The sequence below is a fragment of the Liquorilactobacillus uvarum DSM 19971 genome, assembly GCF_001434935.1.
GTDB lineage: Bacteria > Bacillota > Bacilli > Lactobacillales > Lactobacillaceae > Liquorilactobacillus > Liquorilactobacillus uvarum.
Genome location: NZ_AZEG01000019.1, coordinates 341 through 16068, shown reverse-complemented (window position 1 = coordinate 16068; position 15728 = coordinate 341). Strand labels below are relative to the sequence as shown.

At 38.7% G+C, this 15728-nt stretch carries 8 protein-coding genes and 3 tRNA genes; 1 reads left to right on the top strand and 10 read right to left on the bottom strand.

Going from position 1 to position 15728, the window contains the following annotated elements; genetic code table 11:
- Positions 1-23 precede the first annotated feature (23 nt).
- From fusA to rpsL, 3 genes are all read right to left on the bottom strand, one after another.
- Entirely contained in the window at positions 24-2117 is a 2094-nt protein-coding gene (fusA, locus tag FD20_RS08880) for an elongation factor G (RefSeq protein WP_057737822.1), read from the bottom strand.
- Positions 2118-2230: 113 nt separating this feature from the next.
- On the bottom strand, positions 2231-2701 hold the full coding sequence (gene rpsG, locus FD20_RS08875; protein WP_057737820.1) for a 30S ribosomal protein S7: 471 nt from the start codon (positions 2699-2701) through the stop codon (positions 2231-2233).
- A 28-nt stretch (positions 2702-2729) separates the two neighbouring features.
- The gene (gene rpsL / locus FD20_RS08870; RefSeq protein ID WP_057737818.1) at positions 2730-3143 is read right to left on the bottom strand and encodes a 30S ribosomal protein S12; all 414 of its coding nucleotides are present in this window, start codon (positions 3141-3143) and stop codon (positions 2730-2732) included.
- A 294-nt stretch (positions 3144-3437) separates the two neighbouring features.
- Here rpsL and FD20_RS08865 point away from each other — a divergent pair, with 294 nt between their 5' ends.
- Positions 3438-4118, top strand: a complete 681-nt coding sequence (locus FD20_RS08865; protein ID WP_162255637.1) for a prepilin peptidase — start codon at positions 3438-3440, stop codon at positions 4116-4118.
- Between the two features lie 347 nt (positions 4119-4465).
- Here the strand turns inward: FD20_RS08865 and rpoC are convergent, their stop codons facing one another.
- The 7 genes from rpoC to FD20_RS08830 form a co-directional block, all read right to left on the bottom strand.
- Positions 4466-8128: a DNA-directed RNA polymerase subunit beta' gene (rpoC, locus tag FD20_RS08860; RefSeq protein ID WP_057737814.1), complete on the bottom strand. Its 3663-nt coding sequence runs from the start codon at positions 8126-8128 to the stop codon at positions 4466-4468.
- A 70-nt stretch (positions 8129-8198) separates the two neighbouring features.
- Positions 8199-11795 carry a DNA-directed RNA polymerase subunit beta gene (rpoB, locus tag FD20_RS08855; protein ID WP_157060887.1) on the bottom strand — a complete coding sequence of 1199 codons (3597 nt, stop codon included), beginning with the start codon at positions 11793-11795 and terminating at the stop codon, positions 8199-8201.
- Between the two features lie 436 nt (positions 11796-12231).
- Positions 12232-14712: an ATP-dependent Clp protease ATP-binding subunit gene (locus FD20_RS08850; RefSeq protein WP_057737810.1), complete on the bottom strand. Its 2481-nt coding sequence runs from the start codon at positions 14710-14712 to the stop codon at positions 12232-12234.
- 17 nt (positions 14713-14729) lie between these two features.
- A complete protein-coding gene (locus FD20_RS08845) occupies positions 14730-15197 on the bottom strand; it encodes a CtsR family transcriptional regulator (RefSeq protein WP_057737808.1) in 468 nt (155 codons plus the stop codon).
- 228 nt (positions 15198-15425) lie between these two features.
- Positions 15426-15499, bottom strand: a tRNA-Pro gene (locus tag FD20_RS08840).
- Positions 15500-15563: 64 nt separating this feature from the next.
- A tRNA-Pro gene (locus FD20_RS08835) sits at positions 15564-15637 on the bottom strand.
- A 7-nt stretch (positions 15638-15644) separates the two neighbouring features.
- Positions 15645-15718: transfer RNA gene (locus tag FD20_RS08830), tRNA-Arg, on the bottom strand.
- Positions 15719-15728 lie beyond the last annotated feature (10 nt).

Genomic DNA, 15728 nt, shown 5'->3' with positions numbered 1-15728 from the left:
CCTTGATAGGCCTCTTTTTTGTTCTATTTAGCGTCGCCGCCATTTTTCTTAATAATTTCTTCTTGGATAGACTTTGGAACTGGTTCGTAATGATCCATTGTCATTGTGAACGTTCCGCGACCCTGAGTTGCAGAACGTAATGTAGTTGCATATCCAAACATTTCTGCAAGCGGTACAAATGCATTTACAACTTGTGCATTTCCGCGAGCTTCCATCCCTTCAACACGTCCACGACGAGCTGTGACATGTCCCATTACATCGCCTAAGTAATCTTCTGGAGCAACAATTTCAACCTTCATAATTGGTTCAAGGATAACTGCACCAGCTTTTTTAGAAGCGTTCCGCAATGAAAGAGAAGCAGCAACTTTAAAGGCAGCTTCACTTGAATCGACATCATGATAACTTCCATCATACAGCTTAGCTTTAACATCGATTAATGGATAACCTGCTAAGACACCGTTTTTCATCGATTCTTTCAAACCTTGTTCAACAGATGGAATATATTCACGAGGAACAACACCACCAACAATGGCGTTTTCAAATTCAAAGCCTGCGCCTTCATCATTAGGTGTAAATTCAACCCAAACATCACCGTATTGCCCTTTACCACCAGACTGACGAACAAACTTACCTTGTGCAGATACTTGTTTTGTAAAGGTCTCGCGATATGCAACTTGAGGTGCGCCTACCTTAGCTTCAACCTTGAATTCACGTTTCATACGATCAACGATAATATCCAAATGCAATTCTCCCATTCCGGCAATAAGTGTTTCACCAGTCTCAGGATTAGTTTCAGCTTTAAAAGTAGGATCTTCCTCGGCAAGTTTTTGCAAAGCAACATCCATCTTATCTTGATCTGCTTTTGTATTCGGTTCAATTGAAACTTGGATAACTGGATCAGGGAATTCCATTGATTCAAGAATCAATGGATGCTTGATATCAGTCAGTGAATCTCCTGTTGTAGTGTCTTTCAAGCCAATAGCAGCAGCTATATCACCTGCGAAAACTTCAGGAATTTCCTTACGATGATTTGAGTGCATCTGCAGCAAACGACCAACACGTTCACGTTTGTCCTTAGTTGCATTCAAAACATATGAACCAGCTTCAAGTGTACCAGCGTAAACACGGAAGAAAGTAAGACGACCAACAAAAGGATCGGTTGCGATCTTGAAAGCCAAACCAGCAAAAGGTTTGTCATCACCTGCAACTAATTCAACTTCTTCATCTGTGTCAGGATCAGTTGCTTTATAAGGTTTAACATCCAATGGTGATGGCAGATAGTCATTAACTGCATCAAGCATCATTTGAACACCCTTATTTTTAAATGCTGATCCGGCAAGAACAGGATATAAGTCCAAGTTCAGTGTTGCTTTACGGATAGCAGCTTTGATCTCATCATTTGAAATCTCTTCACCTTCAAGATACTTTTCCATAAGGCCTTCATCAACATCAGCAATAGATTCAATCATTGCTTCACGACGTTTTTGAGCTTCTTCTTTATATTCATCTGGAATGTCAACTGTATCCCACTTTGAACCAAGTTCATCTTCATCGTAAATATCAGCTTTCATTTCAATTAAATCAATAACACCTTCAAAGTTATCCTCTGCTCCGATAGGCATTTGGATAGCAACAGCATTTGCTTGAAGACGATCCTTGATCGTACTTACTGAATAATCAAAGTTAGCTCCAATTTTATCCATCTTATTTACAAAAACAATACGCGGTACCGAATATGTTGTAGCTTGACGCCAAACATTTTCAGTTTGTGGTTCAACACCTGATTGAGCATCAAGCACAACCACTGCCCCATCAAGAACACGCAACGAACGCTCAACTTCTACTGTAAAGTCAACGTGTCCTGGAGTATCAATAATATTGATACGATGATCTTTCCATTGAGCCGTTGTTGCGGCAGAAGTAATTGTAATACCACGTTCTTGTTCTTGCGCCATCCAATCCATTTGTGAAGCACCTTCATGGGTTTCACCAATTTTGTGGATTTTTCCGGTATAATACAAGATACGTTCAGTTGTCGTTGTTTTACCTGCATCAATATGCGCAACGATTCCGATATTACGTGTTCTGTCTAGCGGAAATTCACGTTTATTAGCCATCTGAGATTTTATCTCCTTCCAAACCTACTTAATATCTTTAAAAACTGTGTTTTCACTCAAAAAATGACTACTATAGGATTTCTTGAAATCATATAATAGCCATTTTCAAAAAATTACCAGCGATAATGTGCAAATGCACGGTTGGCATCAGCCATTTTATGCGTATCTTCACGTTTCTTCACTGAAGCACCAGTATTGTTAGATGCATCAATAATTTCTTTAGCTAAACGCTCTGGCATTGTGTGTTCGCCACGTAAACGTGAATAGTTAACTAACCATCTCAAACCTAAGGTTGTACGACGTTCTGGGCGTACTTCGATAGGAACCTGATAATTAGAACCACCAACACGGCGTGCCTTTACTTCAAGTACAGGCATGACATTCTTCAATGCTTCTTCGAACACATCTAATGGTTCGTTACCTGTCTCTTTTTTTATTTGATCAAATGCTTCATATAATAACTTCGATGCAGTCCCACGTTTGCCATCAATCATGATACGATTAATCAAACGAGTTACCAATTTAGAATTATAAATTGGATCAGGGAGCACTTCGCGCTTTGAAATAGCACCTTTTCTTGGCATCTAAATAACCTCCTCAAATACTTTACAATTATTTCTTAGGTCTCTTTGTACCATACTTAGAACGACTCTTCCTACGATCTGTAACACCGGCAGTATCAAGTGCACCACGCACGATATGATAACGAACACCAGGAAGATCTTTTACACGACCTCCACGAATCAAAACAACACTATGCTCTTGCAAGTTATGTCCGATTCCTGGAATATATGCTGTGACCTCGATCAAGTTTGAAAGACGAACACGAGCATACTTACGTAAAGCAGAGTTAGGCTTTTTAGGTGTCATTGTCCCGACACGAGTTGCCACTCCACGTTTTTGTGGTGCAGGATTATTAGTCTGCACTCTCTTATAACTGTTATACCCAAAGTTTAAAGCTGGGGAATCAGATTTTGAACCTTTAGATTTACGCCCTTTACGGATCAATTGATTAATTGTTGGCATCTAAAGCTTCCTCCTTCCTTAATTTACATGACTTAAGTACACACATCCAGGCGATTCATTTTTTAACAAAAAAATAGCACCTAAATGCACAACAAATTGTATGCCACCGCAACACAGTCAGCATGTCCCATTCCATCATGGGAGAAACTGTCCACATAAAGCACCTTTTACAGATTACCACGTTACGAATGAAACTGTCAATAAATTATTAAAAAATAGCGTTATATTTTAGTTTTTACCGTATTTTATCTACTAGAAAGGAATGATCTTATTAAAATGCTTCTAATCTATTGTTTGATCTTTATCTCTGGTACGGTATTCAGCTCTTTTGCTGTTTGTCATGGTTGGCGTTTTGCGAATTCTTATTCCTTTAGTTCTCGTTCTTTTTGCGAAAAGTGTCACGTTACACTTAAAAATATCCACTTAATACCAATTTTAGGTTTTTTAATTCAAGGCGGCCGCTGTTTTTTCTGTCATTCAAAAATTTCCGCAGTTAGCTTTGCAATTGAATTTTTGGGAGGTTGCTACTTTCTGTGTTTATTTGTTTTAACCGCCGATACTGCAAATTTCATCTTCATTTCCTTACTGTCACTTTGGTCACTCATTCTTGCGCTCCAGGACTTCTACAGTTTAACTGTTTCAAATTTTCTCCTTTGGTTTGGCGGAAGTTTATTTTTGCTTGAACCCTCCTCTGAATTTCGAAATTTTTGGGGTGATTTAAATTTAATTTTCTTCTTTATCATCACTCTTAGTATTTTCACTTACTTTAATTTTTTAGGCTTGGGAGATGTTATTTATCTGGGGTTTCTTTTTTTAATTTTAGGTTTTTATACCACGCTATACATCATAATGATTGGTTCATCTTGTGCCGTAATTTATCAATTAGTTACAAATAGAAGAAAAATTGCTTTTATTCCGTTTTTATCATTTGGTTTATTCCTACTTTTATTGTGGCAAAAAACTTTTACTTGTTGAGTTTGACTTTCTTCAATTTTTGAATATATCTATACATCCAAACCAAAATGATCTTCATTCAAATAACTGCCTATTGTTCATGTAAAAAAGTGTGTCATGAGTCGGTAAACTTGAGTGCTAATGTCAAATTTTTAGTACAGTCTATTCCTTAGCCATGAACACTGTGAAATTGGAAAGAACATTTTGCAACATGGATCATGTTCATACGAAATCAATAATAAAACTAAATAAAAATTTAATTTTTGACCCAGACTCAAAAAAGACCTACACCAAACATAAGCTTTGGCGTAGGTCTTAATCTTCACATTAATGTGCTCTTTATCTATATTCTAGCAAATACTACTAAATTATTTGTTATCATTCTGTGGCTGTTTTTCTTCTGCTTTTAACTTTTTTTCTAAGTCAGAAATTGAATAAACATTTTCAGAAACAGCTCCAACTTCTTTAGGCTTAATACCGCGATAATCGGGCATACCTGTTCCAGCTGGAATAATTTTACCAATGATAACATTCTCTTTCAAACCAATCAACGGATCATTCTTTCCACGAATAGCAGCATCTGTCAAGACACGCGTTGTTTCTTGGAAGGAAGCAGCTGACAAGAAACTGTTCGTTTCAAGTGAAGCCTTCGTTATCCCAAGCAAGACAGGACGAGCTGTGGCAGGTATGCTTCCCTTAATCAGAGTTTGATAGTTTTGATCCCTAAAATCATTAATATCCATCAAAGTACCTGGAAGAAGCTCTGTATCACCCGGATCCATAACACGCACTTTACGCAGCATTTGACGAGCCATAACTTCGATATGCTTATCAGAGATTTCAACACCTTGCATACGATATACCTTTTGTACTTCGCGCAAGATATAGTTTTCAGTAGAAAGAACATCTCGAACTTTGATTAATTGCTTTGGATCAACTGAGCCGACCGTTAAGGCTTCACCACGATGGATGGAGTCTCCTTCAGCAACTTTAAGCACAGAAGTAAACGGCAAACTATAGGTTCGCGTATCGGTTTCACCCTTAACAGTAACCTCTTTTGTGCGTTCTGCAGGATTTTCTTCGATACTTTCCACAACCCCTGTAACTTCAGAAATTTCTGCACGACCCTTAGGATTACGTGCTTCAAAAATTTCTTGAACACGAGGAAGTCCTTGTGTAATATCGTCTCCAGCAACACCACCAGTATGGAAAGTCCGCATTGTTAACTGTGTACCAGGTTCACCAATTGATTGCGCAGCAACAGTTCCGACTGCTTCACCAACCTCGACCTCATCTCCAGTAGCCATATTACGACCATAACAACGTTCACAGACACCATGCTTAGTATTGCAGGTAAAGGCAGAACGAATAGTAACTTTTTCGATTCCTGCTTTAACAATAGTCTGGGCCATATTTTCATCAATCAATTCATTTGCAGGAACAATAACTTCACCTGTTTTAGGATTCTTGACTGTTTTCATTGCGTAACGACCCAGTACTCGGTCAAACAATGGTTCGATCAGTTCATTGCCCTCACGAATAGCAGTTACATCAAGTCCACGATCAGTTCCACAATCTTTTTCACGAATGATAACGTCTTGAGCAACATCTACTAAACGACGTGTTAAATATCCTGAATCAGCAGTTTTCAAAGCCGTATCTGTCATTCCCTTACGCGCACCGTGAGTAGAAATAAACATTTCCATAACAGACAAACCTTCACGGAAATTAGCAACAATTGGCAATTCCATTGTTTTACCATTAGGAGCAGCCATTAAGCCACGCATTCCGGCCAACTGAGTAAAGTTTGAAATATTTCCACGAGCCCCAGAATCTGACATCATCTGAATAGGATTTTCTGGATCCATGTTCTGAATTAGCTTTTCCTGGATTTCATCTTTAGCATTATTCCAAATAGCAATAACTCGTTCATAACGTTCATCTTCGGTTATTAAACCACGCCGGAACTGTTTAGCTACATTATTGACTTCCTTGTGAGCAGCTTCAATAATGCCCTTCTTTTCTTTCAGATCTGTAATGTCAGAAATTCCAACTGTTAAACCTGATTTAGTTGACTCATAATACCCTAAATCTTTCAGTCTATCCAACAACTTAGAAGTTTCAGTAACTTTGAATTTCTTATAAACTTCTGCAACGATATCACTCAAGAAGCCGGCTTTGAATGGCCCAATGAGTTCATGGTCTTTCAAGAACTGATGAATGTCGGTTCCCGGTTCAATGAAATATTTATCAGGGGTTTTCTCCGTCAAATTTTCAGAAGTAGGTTCATTCAAATATGGAAAATCAGCAGGCAAAATCTCATTAAAAATTGCTTTTCCTGCAGTTGTTATCATGATTCGTTCTTTTTGCCAATCTGTAAAAGGTTTTCCTGCAGCTGATAAAGTTGCAGTCTGCAAACCGATACGTGTATGCAAATGAACATAATTGTTCAAATAAGCTGTTCGCACTTCATTAACATCCTTGAAGACCATACCTTCGCCTTCGCGGTTCGACTCTTCAATCGTCAAATAGTAGTTTCCAATAACCATATCTTGTGATGGTGTAACAATTGGTTTACCATCTTTTGGAGCCAAAATATGATGTGCTGCCAACATCAACAAACGTGCTTCAGCTTGGGCTTCATCTGATAAAGGAACATGTATTGCCATTTGGTCACCATCAAAATCGGCATTGTAAGCTTCACAAGCTAATGGATGTAGTCTCATTGACTTACCATTAACCAATTTAGGTTCAAATGCTTGGATTCCCAAACGATGCAGTGTAGGGGCGCGGTTAAGGAGAACAGGATGTTCCTTGATGACATCTTCCAAAACATCCCAGATATCTTCATCGCGACGATCAATTTTACGCTTAGCATTTTTAATGTTAGAAGCCATTTCACGCTTCACAAGTTCTTTCATCATGAAGGGTTTGAATAATTCAAGCGCCATTTCATGTGGAATACCCATCTGATTCATTTTTAACTTAGGACCAACATCGATAACTGAACGTCCTGAATAATCAACACGTTTGCCAAGTAAGTTTTGACGGAAACGTCCCTGCTTACCTTTAAGCATATGCGATAATGATTTGAGTGGACGATTTCCTGGTCCAGTAACTGGACGACCACGGCGACCATTATCAATCAATGCATCAACTGCTTCTTGCAACATTCTCTTTTCATTTTGAACAATAATGCCAGGCGCATTCAAATCAAGCAATCGTTTCAAGCGGTTGTTTCGGTTGATTACACGACGGTAAAGGTCATTTAAATCGGACGTTGCAAAACGTCCACCTTCTAATTGGACCATTGGGCGCAAGTCCGGCGGAATAACAGGAATGGCATCCATGACCATCCATGCAGGATCATTTCCAGATTTCAAGAATGATTCGAGAATGTCTAATCGTCTAACGGCACGAGTCCGTTTTTGACCAGTAGCTTCTTTCAATTCTTCCTTTAATTCATTACATTCATTTTCAAGTTCAACATCGCGCAACAGACTTCTAATAGCTTCAGCGCCCATACCAGCTTTGAACTCTTGTCCATACTGCTCACGTTTTTCGCGATATTCGCGTTCAGTTAATAACTGTTTCTTCTCTAGAGGAGTATTGCCAGGTTCAGTTACCACATATGAGGCAAAATAGATAATCTCCTCAAGGGCCCGTGGACTCATATCGAGTACAAGACCCATTCGACTAGGAATACCTTTAAAATACCAAATGTGTGTTACAGGTGCTGCAAGTTCGATATGGGCCATTCTTTCACGTCGTACTTTTGCTCGAGTAACTTCAACTCCGCAGCGATCACAAACAATACCTTTGTAACGAATACGTTTATATTTACCGCAAGCACATTCCCAATCTTTAGTAGGTCCAAATATTCTTTCGTCGAACAAACCATCTTTTTCAGGCTTCAACGTACGATAGTTGATTGTTTCTGGTTTCTTTACTTCTCCATAAGACCAACTACGGATCTTATCAGAAGAAGCTAAGCCAATCTGCATGCTATCGAATTTATTGACATCGATCAAGAGACCGACCTCCTTTTCTTTAGTTGATTTCTAAACACTAAATTTTCTTAGTGCTGTCCCAAATTTCGCCTTATTTTTCTGTTTTAGTCTCAGCTTTTTCTGAATTTTCAGCTTGTTCTTTGGCTTTTTTCTCTGCTTGTTCTTTAGCGAGCTTGCTCAAAGCATCCACGTTCACAACATCATCATCATCATCATCCATATCTCTGAGTTCAATCTCTTGCTTCTCAGAATCAAGAACCTTCATGTCCAATCCTAATGACTGTAATTCTTTGACCAAAACGCGGAATGATTCAGGAACACCTGGTTTCGGAATTGGTTCGCCTTTTACAATTGCTTCATAAGTCTTAACACGTCCAACAACATCATCAGACTTATAAGTCATTATTTCCTGCAACGTATATGCCGCACCATAAGCCTCAAGGGCCCAAACTTCCATCTCACCAAATCTTTGACCACCAAATTGTGCTTTACCACCAAGGGGTTGTTGTGTAACAAGTGAGTATGGTCCAATTGAACGTGCATGGATCTTATCATCAACCATATGTGCAAGTTTCAGATAATACATAACACCAACTGAAATACGATTATCAAACGGTTCACCAGTTCGACCATCATATACAACCGTCTTACCATCACTTGAAATACCAGCTTCTTTTAATGCTTCCCAAATATCTTCATCACGTGCACCATCGAAAACCGGTGAAGCAACATGAATTCCTAATTTACGTGCCGCAATTCCCAAATGAAGTTCAAGCACTTGTCCAATATTCATACGTGAAGGAACACCCATTGGGCTCAGCATGATATCGATTGGTGTACCATCTGGCATATATGGCATATCTTCTTCAGGAATAACGATTGAAACAGTTCCTTTATTACCATGACGACCAGCCATTTTATCTCCAACTTGAATCTTACGTTTTTGTGCAATGTAGACACGGACCATCATATTTACACCTGGTGATAACTCATCGCCAGCTTCACGTGTAAAGATTTTAACATCCTGCACAATACCGCCGCCACCATGAGGAACACGCAAAGAAGTGTCTCTTACTTCGCGGGCTTTTTCTCCGAAAATAGCGTGCAGTAAACGTTCCTCAGCAGATAGCTCAGTTACCCCTTTAGGAGTTACTTTACCAACTAAGATATCGCCATCATGAACTTCTGCTCCAATACGGACAATCCCAAATTCATCAAGATCTTTCAGTGCATCTTCACCAACATTGGGTATTTCACGCGTCATTTCTTCCGGTCCGAGCTTAGTATCTCGTGCTTCTGATTCATGTTCTTCAATATGAATAGAAGTATAAACATCTTCCTTAACAAGACGTTCATTAATCGCAATCGCATCTTCGAAATTGTATCCATCCCATGTCATGAAAGCAATTAACGGGTTTTGACCTAAAGCCAATTCTCCGTTTTCCATTGATGGTCCATCAGCCAAGACCTCATCAGCATCAACATGATCGCCCACACGAACAATCGGACGTTGATTATAGTTCTTACCACCATTTGAACGACGGAATTTCATTAGCTTGTACTTATCAAGTGAACCGTCCTCGCGTCGGACACGAACTTCGCGTGCATCAACGTATTCAACTGTTCCTTCATTTTTACAGATCAGTGCAACACCCGAATCGTGTGCCGCTTTGTATTCTATACCGGTTCCTACTAAAGGTGCATGCGGATCAAGCAGTGGAACAGCTTGGCGCTGCATGTTGGCCCCCATCAAAGCACGATTAGAATCATCATTTTCCAAGAAAGGAATACATGCTGTCGCAACTGCAACTACTTGCTTAGGCGAAACATCCATGTAATCAACTTTATCTATCGAAATTTCGATGTTTTCACTCTTAGCACGAGCCATAACAATGTCATCTACAAACGAACCATCATCATTTAGTGGTGAGTTAGCTTGAGCAATAACATAGTTATCTTCCTCGTCCGCAGTTAAATAATCGATTTTCTCTGTAACCTTATGCGTTGTCCATGAGACACGACGATATGGCGTTTCGATAAATCCATATTTATTAATTCGTGCGTAAGATGACAAACTATTAATTAAACCTATATTAGGTCCTTCAGGAGTCTCAATAGGACACATCCGACCATAATGCGTATAGTGAACATCACGAACTTCATATCCAGCACGATCACGTGTCAAACCGCCCGGTCCTAAAGCTGATAAACGGCGCTTATGCGTCAACTCACCTAATGGGTTCGTTTGATCCATGAACTGTGATAACTGTGAGCTACCAAAGAACTCTTTAATGGAAGCAACGACAGGTCGAATATTAATTAATTGCTGTGGTGTAACTGTTGACGTGTCTTGAATAGACATTCTTTCACGAACAACACGTTCCATTCTTGAAAGGCCAATTCTGAATTGATTTTGAAGCAATTCACCAACAGAGCGAATACGTCTATTACCCAAGTGATCGATATCATCCGCAAAACCAATGCCTTCTTGCAAGCTAAAGAAATAATTCATCGAAGCGATAATATCAGCCGGCAAGATATGCTTATACTTCAAATCAATATGACCATTGCCAATCATCTTGACCACTTTTTCAGGATCCTTTTCAGAATAAACATTAATAACCTGTAAAGTCATTGGGTCTGTAACGACACCTTCTTCTGAAGGATGGAAGGTTACAGTTTTAAAGTCTTCACGATCGAGGTATGGAGCCAACTTATCCATTACATGCTTATCAATAACAGTATCTTTTTTAACAATAATTTCACCAGTCTCTGGATCAGCCAGCGTTTCTGCTAAAGTTTTATTCAATAAACGTGTTTTTAAGTTTAATTTTTTGTTAACTTTGTAACGTCCAACAGGCGCAAAATCATAACGTTTTGGATCAAAGAAACGTGCTGTTAAAAGACTACGTGCACTATCAGCCGTTTTAGGCTCACCTGGGCGCAAACGTTCATATACATCCTTCAAAGATTCCGCAACCCGCGAATCCTCAGTGTTTTTATGAACATCCTTCTCCAAAGTCAGCATTAAGCTATCATTAGATCCCAACATTTTAATAATTTCATCATCTGAACTATAACCCAAAGCACGAACTAATTCTGTAAGTGGAATTTTACGCGTACGGTCAATTCGAACATAGGCAATGTTTTTCGCATCTGTTTCATATTCAAGCCATGCACCACGGTTAGGAATAACTGTAGTTCCATAGTTTTCACGCCCATTTTTATCTAATTCTTCACTATAATAAACTCCTGGTGAACGGACTAATTGAGAAACAATTACACGTTCTGCACCATTTATAATGAATGTTCCCTGTTCAGTCATTAACGGAAAATCTCCAAAGAAGACATCCTGCGACTTAATTTCACCAGTCTCATGATTAATTAAATTCAACGTAACATGAAGCGGAGCTGAATAATTTGCATCATGCTGTCTTGCCTCATCGACTGTATATTTTGGTTCTAACAATTGATAGTCGACAAATTCAAGTGACAAATTACCAGCAAAGTCTTCAATTGGCATAATGTCTTCGAACATTTCACGAAGACCTTCGTCTAAGAACCACTTGTAGGAATTTGTCTGAATTTCGATCAAGTTTGGTAACTCCAAAACTTCCTTGATCCGGGCATAACTTCTACGTGTACGGTGTTTACCGTATTTTACTAAATGTCCTGCCAAATTGTTCACCTCTCAAATTTTTTCTGCGAATCCACCTAAAGCAGCAAAAAATTATTACATTTTGATTACAATTTAATTTTTGCTGTTTTTTTGGCAAAAAAAAACCAAAAACAGTATATGTCTGTCTGTCGACCATCACTATTTTTGCTTCTTATCAAGCTAGCTATGGACAATATATCACAGCTAACAAAATTCACAGTTTTTTCCAATTACAAATTTTAACAATTAATGGTGCGGCTGTCAAGTACAGCATCCTACGTAGAACAAATTTTATTGAAACAAACAAGTATTAAAAAAACTCTAGCATTTTGTTTCCAATTTTAAATTGTTTAAAAAAAGCTAAAAAAGTTCTAGGAACTCTTTTTTAAAATTCCTAGAACTAATCTCATACTATTTATTAAATTGACATACCTGACTACTTACCATTTTTTAGCACAGCTACAAATTATTTGGCAAGTTGACCAGCTGTTTTCTGGTCATCATCTTGTATTTTTAAACTAATTTTTCCTTTGCTTGCTCCAATTGTTACTTTGCTATTAACTTTAATTTGCCCGGTGATTAAAGCCTCACTCAGCCTATCCTCTACCTCTGTCTGTAATGCTCGTCTTAACGGTCGAGCACCATACTCAGGATCAAAGCCTACTTTTGCAACTACATCAATTGCTGCAGGTGTAATTTTAATATCGACTTTTTGTTCTCGAACGCGATCCAGTACTTCTTTGGCCATCAGTTTAACGATTGCATGCAATTCTTTCTCCGTAAGTGAATGGAAAATAACTGTTTCATCAATACGGTTAAGGAATTCAGGTCTAAATGCTTTCTTCAAAGCTTCATGTATCTTAGCAGACATAGCCTTGAAATCATCTAACGCTTTAGAGCTCCCGAAGCCAACTTGTTTTTCATCACGTAAAGCAGTGGCTCCAAGGTTTGATGTCATAATGATAATAGTGTTTCGAAAATCAACACGACGTCCTTTTGAATCGGTTAAATATCCATCATCTAAGACTTGCAAAAGAATATTGAAAACATCAGGATGAGCTTTTTCAACTTCATCAAATAAAACAACAGAGTAAGGATGTTGCCGTACTTTCTCTGTAAGCTGACCTCCTTCTTCATAACCGACATACCCCGGAGGTGAACCCACCAAACGACTAGTGGCATATTTCTCCATATACTCGCTCATGTCGATCCTAATAATCGAATCTTCAGTCCCAAACATAGCCTCAGCTAAAGCCTTCGCAAGTTCAGTCTTTCCCACACCAGTTGGTCCCAAGAACATAAATGAACCAATCGGTCGAACCGGATCTTTTAACCCGCTGCGTGCACGACGAATAGCTCGCGACACGGCTGACACAGCTTCTTCTTGCCCAATAACTCGTTTATGAAGAACGCCCTCGAGTCCAACCAAACGGTCAGATTCCGACTTCTTCATTTGAGTTAAAGGTACTCCTGTCCATTCAGACACAATTTCAGCCACATTTTCTTCAGTAACACTGACTCCGTATTTTGTTTTGCCAGATTCTTCAGCAGCTTCTTTGTCCTCCAGTTTTTGCAATTGCTTCTTCGTGCGCAATTCCTTTTGCCTAACATCTGCAGCTAATTCGAAATTCTCAGAACTGAGAGCTTCGATCTTTTGTGTTGCTAACTCCTCCAGTAAGGCTTTTTTAGCTGCAGTTTTTTTAGTTTGTCCTGAAGTCTCTAACCTAACTCTTGCAGCTGATTCATCCATTAAATCAATTGCTTTATCGGGTAAAAAGCGGTTAGTAATATATCTTGTGCTCAAACGAACGGCTGTTTCAATAGCTTCGTCAGTAATTTCAAGCTGATGATGTTCCTCATATTTTGGACGAAGGCCCTTCAAAATTTGAACAGTTTCTTTAGGTGAAGGCTCTTCAACTATAATTTTTGCAAAACGGCGTTCAAGTGCTGAATCAGTCTCAATATATTTCTGAAATTCATCAAGTGTTGTGGCCCCAATAACTTGAACCTCTCCTCGAGCCAAAGCTGGTTTTAAAATATTTGAAGCATCTATTGCACCCTCAGCTCCACCAGCTCCGATAAGTGTATGCAATTCATCGATAAAGAGAATAACATTACCATCTGAATAAATTTCGTCAATAACTTTCTTAACCCGATCTTCAAATTCACCACGATACTTAGTTCCTGCAACTAATGATCCCATATCAAGCATCATGACTCTCTTTTTTTGCAAACTTTCGGGCACATTGCCTGTTACAATACTTTGCGCTAAGCCTTCCGCAACAGCTGTTTTTCCAACACCCGGTTCTCCTAATAAAACTGGATTATTTTTAGTTCTACGGCTGAGAACCTGAATTATACGTTTAACTTCTTTTTCTCTCCCTATAACAGGGTCAATCTTATTATCCTCAGCTAATATATTTAAGTTTCGTGCTAATGAGTTTAATGTAGGTGTCCCATTTTTCTTAGGCACCTTTTTGTCATATTTTTTAATTTGTGCTTCACTTAAACCGAGCTTGTGGATAATAGTCTGATACATTTTTCTAGTATCGACATTCAAACTCCGAAGAATCCGAGAAGATAAAATATCATCGTTTCTCAACAGAGCCAACAATAGATGTTCTGTTCCAATTTTTGTAGAGTTAGTTCTTTTAGCTTCGTCACCCGCAACTGACAATATTTCCTTTGCTCTGGGTGAATATGGCAAATAATTATTAGCACCATTTCGTTTTAATGTTCCGTAGCCTGTCAGGCGTTCTATCTCTTCACGAATATCTGTTTCAGTCACAATAAACTGCTGCAATACTTTGCTAGCTATTCCATTTGTTTCAAGCGTTAGCGCTAACAGTAGATGCTCCGTTCCAACAGCTTGGTGTCTAAAATACTTAGCTTGTTCTTGGGCTAATACTAGAACTTGCCTAGCACTTGGCGTAAATAAGTTATCCATAATATATCCCTCACTTCCTAATCGTCATACTTTAGACGATTCAGTATACTGATCAAGATTCGAGCACGAACAGCATTTTCAACTCTCTTGTCTTCAAACGCTAAGGTCCTCTGATCGATCGCTGCCAAAATAAGATTTGCTTCTTTTTGTGTCAAAACACTATCTTCAAACAAACTCTGGATGATTCGAAATGCCTGAGTAAAACTAATATTATCATCAATCACATCCATTAAGTCATCCATTACATCTGCATCACTGATCAAGTTGACCTTTGCGATTCTAATATAGCCGCCTCCACCTCTTTTACTACGAACAACATAACCATTTTGAATAGTAAAGCGTGTGTTGATTACATAATTGATTTGGGATGGTACACAATTAAACAGTTGTGCTATCTCAGAACGTTTGATCTCAATCTGATGTGAATCAGCCAAGATTCTTTTTAGATATTCCTCAATAATATCAGAAATATTTTGTCCTTGCATATATCTCATCCTCTAAACTTTTTGACTAATGTTGACTATTATTATACGTAAAAAATCTAGAAATGCAAAGATCCAGCTCTGATCGTTTAGTTTAACTATATTACATCATAAAATTCCTTTTTGCAAACCACAATTCTAACCTACAAGTTTGATTATAAACATACGCTAAAATTCAAATAAATAATTAAAAAACCCGCAACGTCATCTCCGTTACGAGTTTTTTTAATATCGGGAAAACAAGATTCGAACTTGCGACCCCTACGTCCCGAACGTAGTGCTCTACCAAGCTGAGCTATTTCCCGAAAATATCATAAAATAACTATTTAAACAATGAAGCTTAGTTAATCACAAGCATTTGTAGACCTATCGGGAAGACAGGATTCGAACCTGCGACCCCCTGGTCCCAAACCAGGTGCTCTACCAAGCTGAGCTACTTCCCGATGAATATGCACCCAGTAGGAGTCGAACCTACAACCTTCTGATTCGTAGTCAGACACTCTATCCAATTGCGCTATGGGTGCAACACTATAA